18 protein-coding genes are annotated in these 19,214 nt (G+C 72.1%); 16 read left to right on the top strand and 2 right to left on the bottom strand.

The features are described 5' to 3' along the window. The first annotated feature begins 89 nt into the window (after positions 1-89). The gene (locus tag IDM40_RS01780) at positions 90-1,121 is read left to right on the top strand and encodes a LacI family DNA-binding transcriptional regulator (RefSeq protein WP_193120074.1); all 1,032 of its coding nucleotides are present in this window, start codon (positions 90-92) and stop codon (positions 1,119-1,121) included. An 82-nt stretch (positions 1,122-1,203) separates the two neighbouring features. Next, positions 1,204-1,869, top strand: a complete 666-nt coding sequence (locus tag IDM40_RS01775; protein ID WP_193120073.1) for a hypothetical protein — start codon at positions 1,204-1,206, stop codon at positions 1,867-1,869. Between the two features lie 10 nt (positions 1,870-1,879). On the opposite strand, the gene IDM40_RS01770 is transcribed toward IDM40_RS01775, so the two are convergent. Then, positions 1,880-3,028, bottom strand: a complete 1,149-nt coding sequence (locus IDM40_RS01770; RefSeq protein ID WP_193120072.1) for a M15 family metallopeptidase — start codon at positions 3,026-3,028, stop codon at positions 1,880-1,882. 704 nt (positions 3,029-3,732) lie between these two features. Here IDM40_RS01770 and IDM40_RS01765 point away from each other — a divergent pair. The 14 genes from IDM40_RS01765 (at position 3,733) to IDM40_RS01700 (ending at position 17,904) form a co-directional block, all read left to right on the top strand. Beyond that, the gene (locus IDM40_RS01765) at positions 3,733-6,936 is read left to right on the top strand and encodes a sensor histidine kinase (RefSeq protein WP_193120071.1); all 3,204 of its coding nucleotides are present in this window, start codon (positions 3,733-3,735) and stop codon (positions 6,934-6,936) included. A 232-nt stretch (positions 6,937-7,168) separates the two neighbouring features. Beyond that, the gene (locus tag IDM40_RS01760; protein WP_193120070.1) at positions 7,169-7,570 is read left to right on the top strand and encodes a roadblock/LC7 domain-containing protein; all 402 of its coding nucleotides are present in this window, start codon (positions 7,169-7,171) and stop codon (positions 7,568-7,570) included. A gap of 23 nt (positions 7,571-7,593) precedes the next feature. Further along, on the top strand, positions 7,594-8,091 hold the full coding sequence (locus tag IDM40_RS27950; protein ID WP_328806910.1) for a DUF742 domain-containing protein: 498 nt from the start codon (positions 7,594-7,596) through the stop codon (positions 8,089-8,091). A 34-nt stretch (positions 8,092-8,125) separates the two neighbouring features. After that, on the top strand, positions 8,126-8,719 hold the full coding sequence (locus IDM40_RS01750; RefSeq protein ID WP_193120068.1) for a GTP-binding protein: 594 nt from the start codon (positions 8,126-8,128) through the stop codon (positions 8,717-8,719). Positions 8,720-8,866: 147 nt separating this feature from the next. Beyond that, complete coding sequence (locus IDM40_RS01745; protein WP_193120144.1) at positions 8,867-10,537, top strand: DUF885 domain-containing protein; 1,671 nt, start codon at positions 8,867-8,869, stop codon at positions 10,535-10,537. A gap of 121 nt (positions 10,538-10,658) precedes the next feature. Beyond that, complete coding sequence (locus IDM40_RS01740) at positions 10,659-11,228, top strand: HIT family protein (RefSeq protein WP_193120067.1); 570 nt, start codon at positions 10,659-10,661, stop codon at positions 11,226-11,228. A 92-nt stretch (positions 11,229-11,320) separates the two neighbouring features. Further along, positions 11,321-11,947 (top strand): phosphatidylinositol phosphate synthase, encoded by a 627-nt coding sequence (gene pgsA, locus IDM40_RS01735; protein WP_193120143.1) that lies wholly within the window; start codon positions 11,321-11,323, stop codon positions 11,945-11,947. A 44-nt stretch (positions 11,948-11,991) separates the two neighbouring features. Continuing rightward, complete coding sequence (locus IDM40_RS01730; RefSeq protein WP_193120066.1) at positions 11,992-12,975, top strand: phosphatidylinositol mannoside acyltransferase; 984 nt, start codon at positions 11,992-11,994, stop codon at positions 12,973-12,975. Beyond that, on the top strand, positions 12,972-14,255 hold the full coding sequence (locus IDM40_RS01725; RefSeq protein WP_193120065.1) for a glycosyltransferase family 4 protein: 1,284 nt from the start codon (positions 12,972-12,974) through the stop codon (positions 14,253-14,255). Before IDM40_RS01730 ends, IDM40_RS01725 begins: the two co-directional genes overlap by 4 nt. A 17-nt stretch (positions 14,256-14,272) precedes the next feature. Beyond that, positions 14,273-14,785, top strand: coding sequence for a hypothetical protein (locus IDM40_RS01720; protein WP_193120064.1), 513 nt, complete (start codon positions 14,273-14,275; stop codon positions 14,783-14,785). A 235-nt stretch (positions 14,786-15,020) separates the two neighbouring features. Continuing rightward, a complete protein-coding gene (gene pdxS, locus IDM40_RS01715; RefSeq protein ID WP_193120063.1) occupies positions 15,021-15,932 on the top strand; it encodes a pyridoxal 5'-phosphate synthase lyase subunit PdxS in 912 nt (303 codons plus the stop codon). Positions 15,933-15,948: 16 nt separating this feature from the next. After that, on the top strand, positions 15,949-16,554 hold the full coding sequence (pdxT, locus tag IDM40_RS01710; protein WP_193120062.1) for a pyridoxal 5'-phosphate synthase glutaminase subunit PdxT: 606 nt from the start codon (positions 15,949-15,951) through the stop codon (positions 16,552-16,554). Next, positions 16,551-17,297, top strand: coding sequence for a YebC/PmpR family DNA-binding transcriptional regulator (locus tag IDM40_RS01705; RefSeq protein WP_193120061.1), 747 nt, complete (start codon positions 16,551-16,553; stop codon positions 17,295-17,297). The genes pdxT and IDM40_RS01705 overlap by 4 nt, the downstream gene beginning before the upstream one ends. Positions 17,298-17,469: 172 nt before the next feature. Continuing rightward, entirely contained in the window at positions 17,470-17,904 is a 435-nt protein-coding gene (locus tag IDM40_RS01700; protein ID WP_193120060.1) for a DUF4282 domain-containing protein, read from the top strand. Between the two features lie 94 nt (positions 17,905-17,998). Here IDM40_RS01700 and IDM40_RS01695 read toward each other — a convergent pair whose 3' ends face one another. After that, a complete protein-coding gene (locus tag IDM40_RS01695) occupies positions 17,999-19,057 on the bottom strand; it encodes a tartrate dehydrogenase (RefSeq protein WP_193120059.1) in 1,059 nt (352 codons plus the stop codon). Positions 19,058-19,214: the final 157 nt, after the last annotated feature.

The raw sequence follows: 19,214 nt of genomic DNA, 5'->3' as shown, positions 1-19,214 counted from the left end.
GCGCGGCACGCCCCGTCACAGCACCCGAGACCGCCCCGGTCACCGCACCGGGGCGGTCCCGTCCGTCCACGTGTGGAGAGGAAGCCCAAGTGGCCAAGAACGGCGGTCGGCAGCGCCCGACCCTGGAGATGGTGGCCGAACGCGCCGGAGTGGGGCGCGGCACCGTCTCGCGTGTGATCAACGGTTCGGCCCAGGTGAGTCCGCGCACCCGGGACGCCGTGCACACCGCGATCACCGAGCTGGGCTACAGCCCCAACCACGCCGCCCGGACCCTGGTGACCCGGCGCACCGACACCATCGCCCTCGTGGTCTCCGAACCCCGTGACCGCCTGTTCGCCGATCCCTTCTTCGCCGACATCATCCGCGGCGTCAGCTCCGTGCTCCACGAACGCGACCTGCAGCTGATGCTCACCACCGCGCGCAGCGAGGCCGAGCACCAGCGGGTGGGCGACTACCTCGCCGGTTTCCACGTCGACGGTGTGCTCCTGGTGTCCCTGCACCGCGACGACCCGCTGCCGTCGCGGCTCACCGACGCCGGCGTGCCCGTGGTCCAGGGCGGGCTCCCGCACGCGGGCGAGCTCACCGCCCCCTACTACGTCGAGGTCGACAACGCCGGGGGCGCACGCGAGGCCACCCGGCGCCTGCACTCGACCGGGCACCGCCGCATCGCCACCGTCAGCGGCCCGATGGACATGAACGCCGGGGTGGAACGGCTCCGCGGTTACCGGGAGGTCGTGGAGGAGGAAGGGCTGTCCGACGACGACGTCCTCGTCCAGGAGGGCGACTTCAGCGTGGACGGCGGGGCCGTGGCCATGGAACGCCTCCTCGACTCCGGTGCCGAACCCGACGCGGTCTTCGTGGCCTCGGACATGATGGCCCTGGGCGCCATGCGGGTCCTGCGCGGGCGCGGCCTGAGCGTGCCCGGCGACCTCGCCCTGGTCGGCTTCGACGACACCCCCATGGCCCAGCACAGCGACCCGCCCCTCACCACCGTGCACCAGCCGACCGTGCGCATGGGGCGCGAGATGGCGACCCTGCTCACCGACGTCGCGATCCCCCGCACCGAGGAGACCGCGAACGTGGTCCTGGACACCCACCTGGTCGTGCGCGGGTCGGGATGAGCCGGGGCCGACCCGGTTGGACCCCTGTTCACGGGCTGTGCAAGGCTGATTCGAGACCTACGACGGGGAACGAGGAGACACGATGCGCTGGGTGACCTACCTGTCCCCGAGCGGGGGCGGCGAACGTGCCGGGGCCCTCGACGACGGCGACGTCCTCGGCAGCCCCGACCACCGCGGGCTGGCCGAGCTCATGGCCGCGGGGCCGCAGGAGCTGGCGCGGGCCCACTCCCGTGCCGTCGACACACCGATCGAGATCATCGTCGAACTGGAGGCGCGCATGGCCGCGCCCGTGCGCCCCACCGCCCTGGTCCCGGTCCGGGCCGGCGAGCGCCTCTGGGAGATCCCTCCGGAACTGGTGACCGGGGTCGACGACCCCGTGCTGCGCACCGCCCGCGCGGCGCACGCGGGGGTGGCCGCCGTGGCAGGGGCCGAGGACGGCGCCGCCGCCTTCACACCCGCGTGCCTGTGGACCGACGACGACGGGCTGCCGGTGCAGCTGAGTCTGGGTCCGGTGCTGACCACCGCCGACGAACTGGCGGGTGCACCGGTCGAGGTCGGGGTCTTCGTCGCCGACGACGAGGTCGCCCGTACGACGGTCGGAACGGGGGAGGAGTGGCTCGTCTCCGGCCCGGGGCGGGTGCGCGCTCTGCTGCCGCTGTCCACCCCGCCCCTGGCCGAGGACGACGAGCTCTACGTGGAGCTCGGGCCGCTGGGGGAGTTCGAGGTCCGGGTCGGCGCCCAGGCCTGAGGGGGCGGGGTCAGCCCGTGTACTCCCAGTGCCAGGGCTCGAACCCGTCGCGGGCCCACTCGGGGTTCTCCCAGTCGTGGTTCCCGGCGTTCTCGAGCATCCACTGGTGCTCGACCGTGCCGAGCTGTTCCACCCCGCCGCACAGGTCCACGGCCACGCCGAGCCCGTGCTGGCTGGTCCCGGGCTGGGCGGCCATGCCCGGAGCCATCTCCTGGAACAGGCGGACCTGCTCGTGGTACGGGCGGTAGGAGTCGGTCACACACAGCGCACGGCCGAACCGCTCCTCGAAGGCCCCGTCGAGCTCCATGAAGGCCTCGGCGGCGTCGGCGCGCAGTTTCTCCCCGGACTGGGGGAGCGGGCACAGGGCGGCGTCGGGGATCTGGCCGTTGTCGTGGTCGGCCGCCTCGGCCGGTTCACACGCGCTGTCGTCGTCACTGACCTGTGAGACGTTCCCGCCGCCGGAGCCCTGCGCGTCGCGGGCATCGCGCAGGGCGCCCTCCCGTGCCGCGCCGGGGCCGGCCTCGTGGGGCAGGCGCTCCTCCAGGCTGCTCTGCTCGGCCATGAGCTCCTGGGTGCGTTCCTCCTGTTCGGCCACGGCCTCCTCGGCCTGTTCGCGCGCGCGGTCGGCCTCCTCCGCCGCCTCCTCCTGTGCGGTCTCGGCGCTGGAGGCGGCCGAGGCGAGGGTCTCCGAGGCCACCCGGGCGGCCTCGGCACGGTCGAGTTCGTCGGACTGGTGCTCGCCGAGCAGGTTCAGGTAGGCGCCGCGTTCGAGCGCCTCGGCGGGGCCGCGCGGACCGGTCCAGGCGTGCAGCGAGCTCAGGTCGCTGCCCTTGTAGGCGGCCGCGGCCTGGCGGGCGGCTGCCACACGTGTCTCCTCGGTGCGTTCGGTGGCGGCCTCGGCCTGCTCCTCGGCGCTCTCGCGGCGTTCGGACGCGGCCTCCAGGCGCTCCTGCTCGGTCAGGTAGTCCTCGATGAGCCCGCTCGCCCGTTCCCTGGCCTCCTCGAGCTCGGTGCGCAGTCCGGCCAGTTCCACGCGCACGTCGGAGAGGTCGGCCTCGGCCTCCGCGGCGCTGCCGGGGGAGGGCTCGGGCTCCTCGGCGGCGACGGTGGGCGTTGCGGTGGAGAGGGCCAGGGTCGCGGCCAGGCCGAGGGGGAGCAAGGTGGTGACCGAAAAGGGTTGACGTGTACGGCGGCCGCGCGACCCGAAGGCGCCACCGTGAGCAGCGATTGTGTCACGTTCCGTAGTCGGGAATGGGCATGACGTTGGACGCATCTTTGCTCCCCGGTTGGGACCTGCGTATACGTCTTGTCACGATGTCATGCACGCCGGGCCCTCTGGGCGAAGTACTCGGTGTGTCCAAAAAGTTACCTATGGGCCTGAGGGGTTTCGGACTCGCACCCTGACCAGGCTGATTGGTCATAATGCCGCCAAACAGGGCATGATGACCGCCAGGCGTCGAGGACGGTCGTGCACCGAGGCCACATCAGGGCCGAAGCGAGGCGATCGCGCCCATTGGTACGCTATCCATCGCATCAGCACCGATAGCCCTACACGGTGCGGTGCTCCTCTCCCCCAGGCGAGTCCGGTGGACAGTCTTCACATCTCCCCACATTCCACACCGCTCTCCGGTCCGGTGGGCCACGTGGTCGATACCGATGCTCTCGAGGCCGGCCTCGGCCCGAGCGGTAGGTAGCTCCCGGTGTTCCACAGCCGTGCCCAAGCGGTGACACGAAAGGTTGCGAGGGTCCGTGTCGACACGAGCGACGAAGAACGGGGCCGGCGCGAAGAGCGAGGCAGCGCAGGCCGAAACCGTCGATGCCCCGCGGCGTCCAGCCCAATGGTGGCGGCCACGTAACTGGCGGGTGCGCTCGCGACTCGTGGCCCTCATCGTCATCCCCACTGCCGTCGCCCTGGTGCTCGGCGGACTGCGGGTCTACGAGGGTTCGGTCGCCACGGTGACCCACGACCACATCGTGGACCGCGCCGAGGTCGGTGTCCTCACCGTGCAGCTGGCCAACCAGCTCGGCCTCGAGCGCACCGCCAGCGCGGTCTACATCTCCGACGACGCCGACCCGCAACAGCGGTCCACGGAACTGCGCCAGGAGATGGAGGACGAGCGCGACGCGTCCCGCGACCTCCTCAACACGCTCAACGCCCGCCTCGACGAGATGGGCGAGGTCGACGGCGAGCTGGCCGAGAACCGCCTCCAGGCCATGCACAGCCAGCTCGACACCCTCGACTCGCTGCGCAACGAGGTCGACAGCACCCGCATCACGGTGCTGCCCGTCGTGACCAAGTACCGCACCATCACGCGGGCGATGGCCGACTTCAACCAGACCATCGCCGACGAGACCGAGGACACCGACCTGCGCGAGAGCGTGCGGGCCCTGGCCTCGCTGTCCAACGCGCGCGACCAGCTCTCCTACGAGTCCGCGCTCATGGCGCACTCCCTGGCGCGCAACTCCATGACCGGTGGTATCTCCGAGGCCATCGACTCCAGCCGCGCCCGCTACGAGAACGAGATCGCCAACTTCACCCAGGCGGCCTCACCCGAACAGCGCGCGGTCTTCGACGAGAACTTCACCGGTCTCGAGGTCAGCCAGGTCTCGACCATGCGCATGCGCGTGATGTACCGCGCCGACCGCGGTGACAACCTCACCGGTGTGACCGCCAACGACGGTCCCGAGGACTACCAGGAGATCGCCAACACCGCCCTGGACCGGCTCCAGGCGGTCGAGGAGGAGATCGCCGAAGGCGTGGCCGCCGACTCCGAGAGCCTGCGCGACGCCGCCATGGCCCGCGCCCTCATCGACATCGTCGTGGTCGCCGGCCTGCTCCTCGCGGTCTTCGTGCTCACCTCGCTGGTGGTCCGCTCCCTGGTGCGCCCGCTGCGCACCCTGGAGGACGGCGCCCGCCGCGTCGCCGAACGCGACCTGCCCGAGTCCATCACCCGGATGCAGGAGGCCGGCAGCGCCCCCGACACCGTCAAGGTCGAACCGATCGAGGTCGACAGCAAGGACGAGATCGGCGAGGTCGCCCGCGCCTTCGACGACGTCCACCGCGTGGCCCTGACGCTGGCCTCCGACGAGGCGGCCCTGCGCAGCAACGTCAACGCGATGTTCGTCAACCTCTCCCGCCGGAGCCAGACCCTGGTCGAGCGGCAGCTGCGCCTCATCGACGGCCTGGAGCAGTCCGAGCAGGACGCCGACCGCCTGTCGGACCTGTTCCAGCTCGACCACCTGGCCACCCGCATGCGCCGCAACAACGAGAACCTCCTCGTGCTGTCCGGCCAGGACAACACCCGCAAGTGGGCCCAGCCCGTTCCGCTGGTCGACGTCCTGCGCGGTGCCGTCTCCGAGGTCGAGCAGTACGAGCGCGTGAACGTGCGCGCCCCCTCCCACATCTCCGTGCTGGGGCGCCCGGTCAACGACGTCATCCACCTGGTCGCCGAGCTGGTGGAGAACGCCACGTCCTTCTCGCCGCACGACACCGAGGTCCTGGTCAGCGCCAAGACCCTCGACGACGGCTCCGTGCGTGTCGACGTCACCGACAGCGGCATCGGCATGGCGCCCGAGGACCTCGCCGCGGTCAACGCCCGCCTGAACGCCCCGCCGGTCATCGACGTGGCCGTCTCGCGCCGCATGGGCCTGTTCGTGGTCTCGCGCCTGGCGCACCGCCACGGCATCCGCCTCGAGCTCAGCGAGGCCCACGGCGGCGGCACCATGGCCAGCGTGCTGTTCCCGGCCGACCTGCTCATCACCCCGGTCGACGACCAGGGCGCCCTCGGCGGCGGCGACGCCCGCCCCGAGCTGACCGCGGGCGCGCCGGACACCTTCGCCGAGGCCGAGGCCGCCTTCGCGGCCACCCCGGCCGCCGACGAGCCCGGCGACCCCTGGCAGGACCAGGGCGCGGGCGAGGGGTCGAGCGACCTCAGCGGTCTGCCCAAGCGCCGCCCCGGCGCCAACCGGGCCGACGAGCACCCGCCCAGCGGCCAGGACCTGTGGAACACCGGCGGCAACGCCCCGGACGACACCGGTTCCGGCCCGGTCCGGGAGACCACCCGCGGCAGCGGCGCCACCAGCGCCGTCACCCCGGGCCAGGACCAGAACGTCGTCGACCCCTACGACCAGGGTGCCGAGGACGAGGAGAGCGCGCAGGAGAGCTCCGGCGGCAGCCTGTTCGACCCGTCCCCGCGACGCGGCCGCAACGGGCACGGCGTCGACACCGGCACGTTCCGCCGGGTCGAGGAGGCCGGGGCGTTCGGCTCCGACGGCAACACCTACGACGCCTTCGGCGGGCGCACCAGCTCCGCCGGGCAGCAGGACGCCGGCTCCGGCTCCCACGACACCGGTTCCTACAACACGGGTTCCTACGACACCGGGTCCTACAGCACCGGTCAGCAGGACTTCGGGTCCCACCAGGACCCCGGTCCCGCGACCGACAGCTTCCCGGCCGTCTCCGGGTGGGACACCGCCTCGCAGTACCAGCAGCCCGCCCCTGAGACCCCCCAGGCCGACCAGGGCGCCCGCGACGGGTACGGCTCCACGGCCTACCTCTCGCGGCGCTACGGCGGGAACCAGGGCGCCGACAGCACCGTCGTCCCGCCCAGCCCGGGCGGGGAGGGCGCCGACTCGCTGCCGATCTTCGACGCCATCGAGTCCAACTGGTTCAAGCGGCGCACCGGCGGCCCCACCGTCGACGCCACCGAGACCGGGCCCTTGCGGCAGGTCGACCCGGCCGCACGGGAACAGCGCCCCGAGACCGCGTCCGCGCAGCCCCAGGAGGGGGCCGGCGGTCCGGAATCGGAGCAGGAGTGGAACTCCGCGGCCGACCGCGGCTGGAAGGCCGCACGCACCGCGGCCGAGCCGCTCGCCGGGGGTCTGACGACCTCGGGCTTGCCAAAACGCGTTCCCAAGGCAAACCTGGTCCCGGGCACCGCACCGAAGCCGGAGAACGTCCGGCAGGTGCCCACGCGGAGCGCCGACCGGGTCCGCAACCGCTTCTCCGGGTTCCAACGAGGGGTCCGGGAAGGCCGCAACCAGATCGGTGAGGGGCCCCAGGAGTGACGTCTGTGGCTACAGGTGGGCCGGGGTCCCCCTTATTCCCGGAAGCGGGATGCAATAGCATCGACCGAGTTTCTCGGACGCTCAACACCAGTCGCTCTACGAGAACGGAACACCAGACTCCCGGTCCCCCCGCGGGAGGGGTCGGGCTGTTCGCAGGGGCAGTGCTGTCACATGCCGTGCCGGCGGTAGCAGTGCCGAAGAGACCAGCCGGCGAACTTGGACAGGAGATCAGATGAGTCGACAGGTCAATGAACTCAACTGGTTGATCACTGACTTTGCCGACCGGGTACCTGATGTCGCCCACGCGATCGTCGTCTCCTCTGACGGCCTTCCGTTGGCGTCCTCCTCGGGCTTCCCGGCGGACCGGGCCGATCAGCTGGCGGCGATCGCCTCCGGCCTGTCGAGCCTCACGCAAGGCGCGGCCCGGGTGTTCGAGGGTGGAGCGGTGGCCCAGACCGTCGTCGAGATGGAGCGGGGGCTGATGCTCATCATGGCCATCAGCGACGGCTCCTGCCTCGCGGTCCTCGCGGCCGCGGAGAGTGACCTGGGTCTGGTCGCGTACGAGATGACCCTGCTCGTCGAGCGGGCGGGGCGGGCGCTGACACCAACGGCGCGCACCTCGGGAATCCACTGATCCACCACCACCGACAGGAGGAAGTGGTGGCACCTCACAGTAGAGATGCCGGGAGCGCCTCGTGGTTCGGGCAGCAGCCGAGCAATCCCCCCACGAGCGGGGGAGTGCCGTCTGGCCCGAGCGGCGGAGATGTTCCCCGACCAATCCAACAACAGTACGATCAACGATCCGCGCAGGCCGGTGCCCCCAGTTCGCTGGTGCGCCCCTACGCGGTCACCAAGGGCCGTACCAAGCCGAAGTCGCAGCTTCCCCTGGAAGCACTGATCTCGGCGACACCGACGGCCCGTGACGAGTCTGGGACGCTGACGCCCGAGTGGCAGGCGATCAGCGACCTGTGCCGCGAGTGGCGCTCCATCGCGGAGATCTCCGCGCTGCTGCGTATGCCGCTCGGCGTGGCACGGGTGCTTGTGGCGGACATGTCCGAGCAGGGACTGGTCCAGGTCAGGACCTCGCTCAACAACGACGCCCGTCCCAACACCAACCTGCTTGAAAGGGTGCTCAGTGGACTTCGCAAGCTCTAGCCCAGCCGAGGAAGGCGGTGCTGGGGGGAACGCGATGACGTCGGTCAAGATCGTCGTCGCCGGGGGCTTCGGTGTCGGGAAGACGACATTCGTTGGCTCCGTCTCCGAGATCGTGCCGCTGACCACCGAAGCGGTCATGACCAGCGCCAGTGTCGGTGTGGATGATCTGGCCAAGACGCCGGACAAGCAGACCACCACCGTCGCCATGGACTTCGGCCGTGTCTCCCTCGACTCGGACCTGATCCTGTACCTGTTCGGCACCCCCGGCCAGCACCGGTTCTGGTTCATGTGGGACGACCTGGTCAAGGGCGCCATCGGTGCGGTCGTGCTGGTCGACACCCGCCGTCTCGCGGACTGTTTCCCCGCGATCGACTACTTCGAGGAGGCGCGACTGCCCTTCATCGTGGCGATCAACGGGTTCGACGGCTACTACCCCCACGCGGCCGACGAGGTCCGGGACGCGCTCACGCTCAGCCCCGAGATCCCCATCGTCCAGGTCGACGCCCGGGACCGGGCCTCGACCAAGTCGACGCTCATCACCCTCGTCGAGCACGCCATCAGCATCGGGGAACCCGAGGGCGCCGCCGGACAGCCCACCTCCACCGGCGGACAGACCTCCTGGCGCTGACGGGGACGGTCTCCTCGTAGCGTGCCGACACGGGGACCGGGCCGGGTCCCGAGAGGGAGACGGCCCGGTTCTCGCACGCCCGGCGACGGAAGTGCAGGTCCTGGCATCATGGGAAGCATGAGCTCTTCCCCGGACGATGCCCGAGCCATGACCCTGCGCTTCCGCGACGTCGCCGAACGCGTGGTGGACGCCCTCCTCGAGGCCTCCCCCGAGTGGGCCCTCGACGAGGGGGACACCCGCGGCGCCCACCGGTTGACGGACCACTCCGCCGAAGGCGACGTGCGGCGTACCGCCATGCTCACCGACGCCCTCGGTTCCCTCGACGAGATCGACCCCGATCTGCTGCCCCCGGGCGACCTGGTCGACCTGGAGGTCCTGCGCACCAAGGTGAGCGCGGACCTGTGGCACACGGCCGAACTGCGGCCCCACACCTGGAACCCCCTCGTGTACGCGCCCGGCGAGGCCCTGCTCCCCCTCGTCGAACGCGAGCTGCTGCCGCTGACCGAACGCCTGGCCGCCCTCGCCTCGCGCTGCTCCGCCCTGCCCGGGTACCTCGCCACCGCACGCACCCGCCTGACGGAGGGGCCCGGGATGCCGCGTGTGCACGTGGAGACCGCCCTGGCCCAGCTGGCGGGGGACCGCGAGCTGCTCACCCGGGACGTCCCGGCCCTGGCCGAGGGCGACAGCGAGGGCGGGCCCGCGCTGAAGGAGGCCGCCGGCCGGGCGCTGGAGGCCGTGGAGGAGCACGAGTCCTGGTTGCGCACCGAGCTCGGGTTCGCCGACGCCGACCCCCGCCTGGGCGCCCGCTCCTTCGCCGCCCAGCTCTGGTACACCCTGGACTCCGAACTGTCCCCGGAGGCCCTGCTCGTGCGGGCCGAGAGCGACCTGCTGGCCACCGAGGAGGCGATGGCCGAGGCCGCCGCCGAGTACGAGGGGCAGCCCCGCAGGCCCGGACAGGTCGCCGAGGTACTGTCCGCCCTGGCCGACGACCACCCGGTCACCTCGCAGGACCTGCGCTCCACCGGTGAACAGGCCCTGGAGCACCTGTACCGCCGTACCCGCGAGGCCGGCATCGCCACCGTGTACGACGACCCCGTCCAGGTGGTGCCCATGCCCGAGTCGCGCCGCGGCGTGGCCGTGGCCTACTGCCGGCCGCCGGGGCCCCTGGACCCGGACGCACACGCGCAGCCGACCTTCATCGCCGTCTCGCCGCCGCCGGACGACTGGCCCGCCGAGCGACGGGACTCGTTCCTGCGCGAGTACAACGGCGCCATGCTCCGCAACCTCATGGTCCACGAGGGCATGCCCGGCCACGCCCTGCAGCTCGCCCACGCCGCCCGCCACGACGGCGCCACCCGCGTCGGCAAGCTCCTCATGAGCGGCACCTTCGTCGAGGGCTGGGCGGTGCACGCCGAGGAGGTCATGGCCGGCCACGGCTGGAGCGGGACCGACAGTGCCGAGGGGCGGCGCCAGGACCTCGCCCTGCGCCTGGTGCGCCTCAAGACCCGCCTGCGCATGATCCTCAACGCGATCCTCGACGTGCGCATGCACACCGGCGACCTCACCGAGGAGGAGGCGCTCGCGCTGCTGACCGAGCGCGGCCACCAGGAGGAGGGCGAGGCCGTCGGCAAGTGGCGCCGGGCCCAGCTCACCAGCGCCCAGCTGTCCACCTACTACGTCGGGTACACCGAGATGGCCGCCATCGCCCGCGACCTGGCCGAGACCCGCCCGGAGCTGAGCGAGCGCGAACGCCACGACCTCATGCTCGCCCACGGCTCCCCGCCCCCGCGCCACCTGCGCACGCTCCTGGAGCTGTGACGGAAGCACCGGGCGGGGCCGCCGCGCACGGCCCCGCCCGGTGCGGTCCGCGTCCGCGCGCTCCTATGCTGGTTCGTGAGAGGAACGTGAAGCCGGACGGCCGACCAGAGACGGACCCACGATGCGCGGCGACAACGACCCCGAACAGGCCCAGCACCCGCCCGGGCCGGGCACCGGACAGCCCGACGGCTGGGACCGCCTGTGGACACCCCACCGCATGGCCTACATCAAGGGCGAGGGCAAACCTTCCGGCCCAGGCGCCGACGACGGCTGCCCGTTCTGCCGCGCACCCGGCCTCAGCGACCCCGAGGGGCTCCTCGTGGCCCGCGGTGAGCACACCTACGCGGTGCTCAACCTCTACCCGTACAACAGCGGCCACCTGCTCGTGTGCCCCTACCGCCACGTCTCCGAGTACACCGCGCTGACCCCGGAGGAGACCGGGGAGCTCGCCGAGCTCACACAGGCCGGCATCCACGCGCTCACCGCCGCCTACAGCCCGCACGGCTTCAACGTCGGTATGAACCTCGGTACGGTGGCCGGAGCGGGTATCGCCGCCCACCTGCACCAGCACATCGTGCCCCGCTGGGGCGGCGACACCAACTTCATGCCGGTCATCGGACACACCAAGGTGCTGCCCGAGATGCTCGAGCAGACGCGGGCGAAACTGGCCGAGCACTGGCCGCCGCGGTAGACGCCCCGCCACCCCCACCGGGTCCGGTTCCCCGTCCAGGGACCGCTTCCGCCCTACGATCACAAGAAGACATGCTGAGAATCCTTCGCCCCATGGTCTCCCGGGTCACCGCTCCGCTCGGCCGGAGTCTGGCCCGCATCGGCCTCACGCCGAACATCGTCACCCTCATCGGCGCCACGGGTGTCATCGCGAGCGCCCTGTACTTCTATCCGCGCGGGCACCTCTACGCCGGCTCGGTGGTCATCACCGTCTTCGCGCTCTTCGACATGCTCGACGGAGCGGTCGCCCGGGCCAAGGACACCGCGAGCGAGTTCGGCGCCTTCCTCGACTCCAGCCTCGACCGCGTCGCCGACGCCGCCATCTTCGCCGGGCTCATGTGGTGGTTCATCGCCGAGGGCGACGACCCCGTGCTCGCCGGGCTCACCCTGTTCTGCATGATCAGCGGGTTCATGGTCTCCTACGTCAAGGCACGGGCCGAGGGGCTTGGAGTCAACTGCGACGTGGGCGTGGCCGAACGCACCGAACGCCTGGTCGTGATCCTGGTGGCGGCCGGCCTCGGCGGTCTGGGGGTGCCCTACGTGCTCGCGGGCGGGCTCTGGCTGCTCGCCGGCATGAGCCTGCTGACGATCCTGCAGCGGCTCGTGGAGACCCGCGCGCGCCTGGGCGACCGGGACGGTCAGGGACACGGCAGCCAGGGCGACGCCGCGCGCGGGGCCTGAGCACCGCGCACGCCGGGGACACCGAGGACGACGGGGAGCACGAGGTGGACGAACGCACGGCCGACCTGGCCTACGCCGCGGGCTGGGCGGTGCTGCGCCGCTCGCCGGACCGCGTGGGCCGCGCGGTCTTCCGGCAGCTGGCCGACCGGTCCTGGCGTGCCCACGACGAGGGCACCCGGGGGCTGGAACGCAATTTGCGCCGCCTGCTCGGCCCCGACGGCACCGACGCGCAGCTGCGGGCGCTGTCCAAGGCCGGGATGCGCTCCTACATGCGCTACTTCTACGAGATGTTCCGCCTGCCCGCCATGGACCGCGAGTACGTGCTCTCCCACACCCGCGCCACCGGCGTCGACGTGCTGCAGGAGAACCTCGACGCGGGCCGCGGGGTCATCGCCGCCCTGCCGCACATGGGCAACTGGGACCACGCCGGCGCCTGGATCACCATGCAGGGCGCCCCGCTGACCACCGTCGCCCAGCGGCTGCGGCCGGAGTCCCTGTTCCGGCGCTTCACCGCCTACCGGGAGTCCCTGGGCATGGAGGTGCTGCCGCTGACCGGCGGTTCCGGGACCGTGGGCACCCTCGCCCGGCGCCTGCGCGAGGGCGGGCTCGTGTGCCTGCTCGCCGACCGCGACATCAACGGCACCGGTCTGGAGGTCGACCTGTTCGGGGAGAAGGCGCGCATGCCCTCCGGCCCCGCGGCGCTGGCGCTCAACACCGGTGCCGCGCTCATGCCGGTCTCCCTCTGGTACGACGGCCCGTACTGGAACATCCGTGTGCACGAGGAGGTCCCGGTCGCGCCCGGGCCCTCACGCGCGCACCGCATCCACGACACCACCCAGGCCCTGGGGAAGGTCTTCGAGGGCGCCATCGCCGAGCACCCCGAGGACTGGCACATGCTGCAGGCCGTCTTCGCCGCCGACCACGACGAGGACCGGGCACGGCGCCGGGAGCAGGAGTACAGCACCATCGTCCGCACGCTGGAACACGAGCGCGCGCAGGGCGCCGAGCGCACAGGGCGGCCGGGGTGAGCCTGCGGGTCGGGCTGGTGTGCCCCTACGCCTGGGACGTGCCCGGCGGCGTGCAGCAGCACGTGGGGGACCTCGCGCGGGCGCTGACCGGTATGGGGCACCACGTGTCGGTGCTCGCGCCGGTCGGGGACCCCGACGCGGACCTGCCCGAGTACCTGGTTCCGGCCGGGCGTCCGGTACCGGTGCCCTACAACGGGTCGGTGGCCCGGCTGAGCTTCGGTCCGCGCACCGCACGCCGGGTGCGGCGCTGGATCGCCACCGGGGACTTCGACGTGCTGCACATCCACGAACCCTCCGCGCCGAGCACGTCCCTGCTGGCCTGCTGGTCGGCGGAGGGGCCGATGGTCGCCACCTTCCACACCGCCAACCCGCGCTCGCGGGCGATGGCGGCGAGCTCGGGGGCGCTGCGGTCGGCCCTGGAGAAGATCCACGGGCGCATCGCCGTCTCCACGGCCGCCCGCCGGACCCTGGTCGAGCACGTGGGGGGCGACGCCGTGCTCATCCCGAACGGGGTGGACACGGCGGCCTTCGCCGGGGCCGAACCGCTTCCGGGGTGGCCCGGCGAGGGCGGGGCGCTGGGGTTCCTCGGCCGTGTCGACGAACCGCGCAAGGGTCTGGCCACGCTCCTGGAGGCCTTCGTGCTGCTGGCCCCCGACCACCCCGGGCTCCGGGTGCTGGTCGCGGGTCCAGGGGACCCCGGTCCGGCGCTGGAGGCGGTGCCCGAGGAGCTGCGCGCGCGGGTGGTGTTCACCGGCCGGTTGGACGACGCCGACCGGGTGCGCGCCTACCACTCCGCGGACGTGTTCTGCGCGCCCAACCTGGGCGGGGAGAGCTTTGGCATGGTCCTGACCGAGGCCATGGCGGCCGGGGCCACGATCGCCGCGAGCGACCTGCCCGCGTTCGAGGCCGTGCTCGACGGGGGACGGGCCGGAGAGCTGTTCACCACCGGCGACGCCGCCGATCTCGCACGCGCGGCCGACGGGCTGCTGGCCGACCCCGGGCGCCGCGCGCACCTGGCCGAGGCCGCACGCGAGGCGGTCCTGCCCTACGACTGGGGAACCGTGGCCGCCGACGTGGTGCGTGTGTACGAGACCGTGCTGCACGGCGACGGGTCGGGGGAGCAGGACGGGGTGCGTACCTCGTCCGGTCCCAGCCCGGCCGCGCTGCTGAGGCGGGGAGCGGGGCCCAGGCCCGGAAACCCCCGCCGTGGGCGACCGGGGTCCGTGCGGGGGCGGCGCGGGCCCTACGGGCGCGCGGGCGGACGGGGTGAGCGCTTCTGAGCGGGGACGCCGCCCTCGTGGGCGTGGCGGCCGCGATCGTCCTGGTCCTGGTGCTGGCCGGGTTCTACCTGTCCTGGCGTGCCACACGCCTGGACCGGCTCCACCACCGGGTCGAGACCTCCTGGGCCGCGTTGGACGCCGCGCTGCTGCGCCGGGGCGCCGCGGTGCTCGACCTCGCCGCCGCCGACGTGCTCGACCCGGATGCCGCCCGGGACCTGGCCGCGGCCGCCACCGCCGCGCGCCGGGCGGGGGCCCACGAACGCGAGTTCCTGGAGAGCCGCCTCTCGATCGCACTGCGGCGGGAACTGGAACGCACCGGGCTTCCGGAGGCGGCGGCCCCCTTCCTGCGTGAGATCACCGGGTCCGCCAAGGGCGTGCACCTGGCCCGCACGTTCCACAACGACGCCGTCGCCGACACCCGAAGGGCCCGCCGGTCGCGCCTGGTGCGCGGCCTGCGCCTGGCGGGCAGCGCCGCCCTGCCGGACTTCTTCGAGATGGACGACCACCCGCCCCGCACCGGGCGGCCGTAGACCGCCCGAACGACGGGCGCCGGCGGCACCCTGCGCCGGGGACGACGGAGGGGCATCCACCGGCCCGGATGTGGGTGGGAGCAGTGTTACCGGCATAAACACCGATCCCGAGGACACTCCGGGCGAACGGGGTGACTAATGTGGGGCGCTGGTAGACCCGGGACCGGGACACGAGGTACGCCCGTGTACCCGCAGCCCGGGCCCACTGTCGACGAAGAGACGGGATCCCACCACCGTGGTCAACAACGCAAGCAGCACGGCCGACAACGCCGTCGGTACCCAGCGTGTCAAGCGGGGCATGGCCGAACAGCTCAAGAACGGCGTCATCATGGACGTCGTCACCCCCGAACAGGCCCGCATCGCCGAGGACGCCGGTGCCGTGGCCGTCATGGCGCTCGAGCGCGTCCCCGCCGACATCCGCAAGGACGGCGGCGTCGCCCGTATGTCCGACCCCGACATGATCGACGGCATCACGTCCGCCGTGTCCATCCCGGTCATGGCCAAGGCCCGCATCGGGCACTTCGTCGAGGCCCAGGTCCTGGAGTCCCTCGGTGTCGACTTCGTCGACGAGTCCGAGGTCCTCACCCCCGCCGACGAGGCCCACCACATCGACAAGTGGGCCTTCACCGTGCCCTTCGTCTGCGGCGCCACCAACCTCGGCGAGGCCCTGCGCCGCATCGCCGAGGGCGCGGCCATGATCCGGTCCAAGGGCGAGGCCGGGACCGGCAACGTCGTCGAGGCCACCCGCCACATGCGGTCGCTGGTCTCCGACATCAAGCGCCTGGGCACCCTCGACGCCGCCGAGCTCTTCGGTGCCGCCAAGGAGCTCCGCGCCCCGCACGACCTGGTCGCCGAGGTCGCCCGCGCCGGCCGCCTGCCCGTGCCGCTGTTCTCCGCCGGCGGTGTGGCCACCCCCGCCGACGCCGCCCTCATGCGCCAACTCGGCGCGGAGAGCGTCTTCGTCGGGTCCGGCATCTTCAAGTCCGGCGACCCGGCCAAGCGCGCCGACGCCATCGTGCAGGCCACCCTCCACTACGAGGACCCCTCCGTCATCGCCCGCGTCTCCCGCGGCCTGGGCGACGCCATGGTCGGGATCAACGTCGACGAGCTGCCCGAGGCCGAGCGCTACGCCGGCCGCGGCTGGTGACGGTGGGGGCAGCGCAGTGACACCGCCCACCATCGGGGTCCTCGCACTCCAGGGCGACACCGCCGAGCACCGCGACGTGCTGGACGGGTTGGGGGCGCGCACCGCCAAGGTGCTCGCCCCCGAGCACCTGGAGGCCGTCGACGCGCTGGTCGTGCCCGGCGGCGAATCGACGACCATGGGCAAACTCGCCGTCAGGTACGGTCTGGTCGAGCCGCTGCGGGCGCGGATCGCCGCAGGCATGCCGGTTCTGGGCACCTGCGCGGGAATGATCATGCTGTCCGACCGTGTTCTCGGGGGCGCGGCCGACCAGACCACCGTCGGCGGCATCGACATGACGGTGCGCCGCAACGCGTTCGGGCGACAGTCGGACTCCTTCGAGACCGCGGTCCGCCTCGACGGCATCGGTGAGGACCCCTTCGACGCGGTCTTCATCCGGGCCCCCTGGGTCGAATCGGTCGGTACGGCCGTCACCGTGCTCGGTCGCCTCCCCGCCGAGGAAGGGCCCGGTAGGATCGTCGCCGTACGACAGGGCGGCCTGATGGCGACGTCCTTCCACCCCGAACTCACCGGCGACGCGCGCGTGCACCGGCTCTTCGTCGACATCGCGAAAGGACTCTCATGAGCGGCCACTCCAAGTGGGCCACCACCAAGCACAAGAAAGCCGTCATCGACGCCAAGCGCGGCAAGCTCTTCGCCAAGCTGGTCAAGAACATCGAGGTGGCAGCCCGGACCGGTGGCGGGGACCCGGAGGGCAACCCGACGCTCTACGACGCCATGCAGAAGGCGCGCAAGAACTCGGTGCCGGCCGACAACATCGAGCGTGCCCGCAAGCGCGGTTCCGGCGAGGAGGCCGGCGGCGCCGAGTGGCAGACCATCATGTACGAGGGTTACGCCCCCGGCGGTGTCGCGATGCTCGTCGAGTGCCTGACCGACAACCGCAACCGCGCCGCCTCCGACGTGCGCACGGCCGTCACGCGCAACGGCGGCAGCATGGGCGACGCCGGTTCCGTGTCGTACCTGTTCACCCGCAAGGGCGTCGTCATCGTCCCCAAGGAGAACACCAGCGAGGACGACATCACCCTCGCCGTGGTGGAGGCCGGTGGCGAGGAGGTCCGCGACCTCGGTGAGTCCTTCGAGGTCATCTCCGAGGCGAGCGACGTGGTCGACGTGCGCAAGGCCCTGCAGGAGGCGGGGATCGAGTACGACTCCGCCGACACCAACTGGCTCCCCAGCGTCGAGGTCCCCGTCGACGCCGAGACCGGCAGGAAGGTTCTGCGGGTCGTGGACGCTCTCGAGGACGCCGACGACGTGCAGAACGTCTTCACCAACGCCGACTTCCCGGCCGAGGTCCTGGCCGAGCTGTGATGCCCACGGGTGGTGTCCCCGGCCGCGGGGGCTCCACCCGGTCCGGCAGGGGCGCTCACCGGGGCCGCGTCACCCGGGGTGCACGCCGAGTCGGTAGAGTACTCAACTGCCGACCACACGCGGCGTTCCCCCGTGTGGACCCCCATCCACGACAGTTGACGAGGACCAGCCCATGAGCAACCCCCCGGAACAGCCCTACGACCCGTCGCAGTACTACGGCCACCAGCAGCCCTACCAGGGCGGCTACGGTTACCAGCCGGGCCCCGGCGGACCGGGTGGCATGCCCCCGCAGCAGTCCGCCCCGCGGGCGGGTTTCTTCGGGTCGCTCTTCGACTTCTCCTTCAAGAACTTCGTCACGAGCCGGGTCATCCCGGTCTTCTGGATCCTGTGGCTCGTGGCCATCGCCTTCGGCACGCTCACCGGCATCATCAGCGCCTTCGGCCTGATGGCCGTGGACGAGGGCTTCGGCGGTTTCATGACGCTGGTCTTCTCCCTGATCGGCGGCGCCATGGGTGTGCTCTTCTCGCGCATCATCATGGAGACGCTCATCGTGCTCTTCCGGATCAGCGAGGACCTCTCCGCCATCCGCAGCCGGGGCGGTATGTAGGAGCTTCCCGAGCCCGCCGGTGCCCCCCCCGAGGGGCGGACCGGCGGGCTCCGTGCTGTCCGGGGGAGCCGCGCGGGCACCGGAGAGCGCGCGGTCAGGGCAGCCGGCGCAGGACCTCGGCGGCGAACTCGTCGGTGGAGGCGCTCCCGCCCAGGTCACCGGTGCGCACGGTGCCTTCGGCCAGCACCTCGCGCGCGGCCGCCAGCAGCTGACCGCCGGCCTCGGCCTCGCCCAGGTGGTCCAGCATCATCGACGCCGACCACAGCGCGCCCAGCGGGTTGGCGAGCCCCTTGCCGGCGATGTCGGGGGCAGAGCCGTGCACCGGTTCGAACATCGACGGGTACTCGCGCTCCGGGTTCAGGTTGGCCGAGGGTGCGATGCCGATCCCGCCCGCGACCGCGGCGGCCAGGTCGCTGAGGATGTCGCCGAACAGGTTCGAGCCCACGATCACGTCGAAACGGGCCGGGTCGAGCACGACCTTGGCCGCGAGCGCGTCGATGTGCTCCTGGTCCCAGGCCACACCGGAGTGGGAGGCGGCGCGCTCGGCCACCAGCTCGTCCCAGAACGGCATCGTGTGCACGATCCCGTTGGACTTGGTCGCCGAGGTCAGGCGCCCTCCCCTCCGTTCGGCCAGGTCGAAGGCGTAGGAGAGCACCCGCTCAACACCCGTGCGAGTGAAGACCGACTCCTGTACGGCGCGCTCGTCGGCCGTGCCCCGGTCGTAGCGCCCGCCGTCCGCCGAGTACTCACCCTCGTTGTTCTCGCGCACCACCACGAAGTCGACCTCACCCGGACGGGCGGCGGTCACCGGGCTGGGCACACCCTCGAGCACCGTGATGGGCCGCAGGTTCACGTACTGGTGGAACTCGCGCCGGATCGGGATGAGCAGCCCCCACAGGGACACGTGGTCGGGCACCCCGGGCCAGCCGACCGCGCCGAGCAGGATCGCGTCGTGGTGGCGGATCCGGTCCAGGCCGTCCTCGGGCATCATCGCGCCGGTGTGGGCGTAGCGCTCGCACGACCAGTCGAACTCGTCGTACTCCACGGCGAACCCGTGGTGCCGGGCGACCCGGTCCACCGCAGCGGTCGCGGGGGCGAGGACCTCTGCGCCGATCCCGTCCCCGGGGATCTCGGCGATGCGGTAGCGCTTCATGTTCTCTCCTGGCTCGTGCTGGGGATGGGGCGGGATCACGGGGGGCGGGGCAGTGCACGATCACAGCAGGCCGGGGCGGGCGGTGTCCAAGACCGGTTCCCGATAACGTTGATAGGCCGGACTTATGAGGAGGTCCGGGGCATCGGCGGCACGAGGG

The organism is Nocardiopsis coralli (genome assembly GCF_014892575.1).
GTDB classification, from domain to species: domain Bacteria; phylum Actinomycetota; class Actinomycetes; order Streptosporangiales; family Streptosporangiaceae; genus Nocardiopsis; species Nocardiopsis coralli.
The sequence above is the reverse complement of the archived record's forward strand: the minus strand, read 5'-3'. Positions and strand labels throughout refer to the sequence as shown.

Bases quoted from the DNA above. Each gene is read 5' to 3' on its own strand.
- IDM40_RS01695 (WP_193120059.1), bottom strand. From the start codon at position 19,057: ATGAAGCGCTACCGCATCGCCGAGATCCCCGGGGACGGGATCGGCGCA.
- IDM40_RS01700 (WP_193120060.1), top strand. From the start codon at position 17,470: ATGAGCAACCCCCCGGAACAGCCCTACGACCCGTCGCAGTACTACGGC.
- IDM40_RS01705 (WP_193120061.1), top strand. From the start codon at position 16,551: ATGAGCGGCCACTCCAAGTGGGCCACCACCAAGCACAAGAAAGCCGTC.
- IDM40_RS01740 (WP_193120067.1), top strand. From the start codon at position 10,659: ATGCGCGGCGACAACGACCCCGAACAGGCCCAGCACCCGCCCGGGCCG.
- IDM40_RS01775 (WP_193120073.1), top strand. From the start codon at position 1,204: ATGCGCTGGGTGACCTACCTGTCCCCGAGCGGGGGCGGCGAACGTGCC.
- IDM40_RS01750 (WP_193120068.1), top strand. From the start codon at position 8,126: ATGACGTCGGTCAAGATCGTCGTCGCCGGGGGCTTCGGTGTCGGGAAG.
- IDM40_RS01760 (WP_193120070.1), top strand. From the start codon at position 7,169: ATGAGTCGACAGGTCAATGAACTCAACTGGTTGATCACTGACTTTGCC.
- IDM40_RS01745 (WP_193120144.1), top strand. From the start codon at position 8,867: ATGACCCTGCGCTTCCGCGACGTCGCCGAACGCGTGGTGGACGCCCTC.
- pgsA (WP_193120143.1), top strand. From the start codon at position 11,321: ATGGTCTCCCGGGTCACCGCTCCGCTCGGCCGGAGTCTGGCCCGCATC.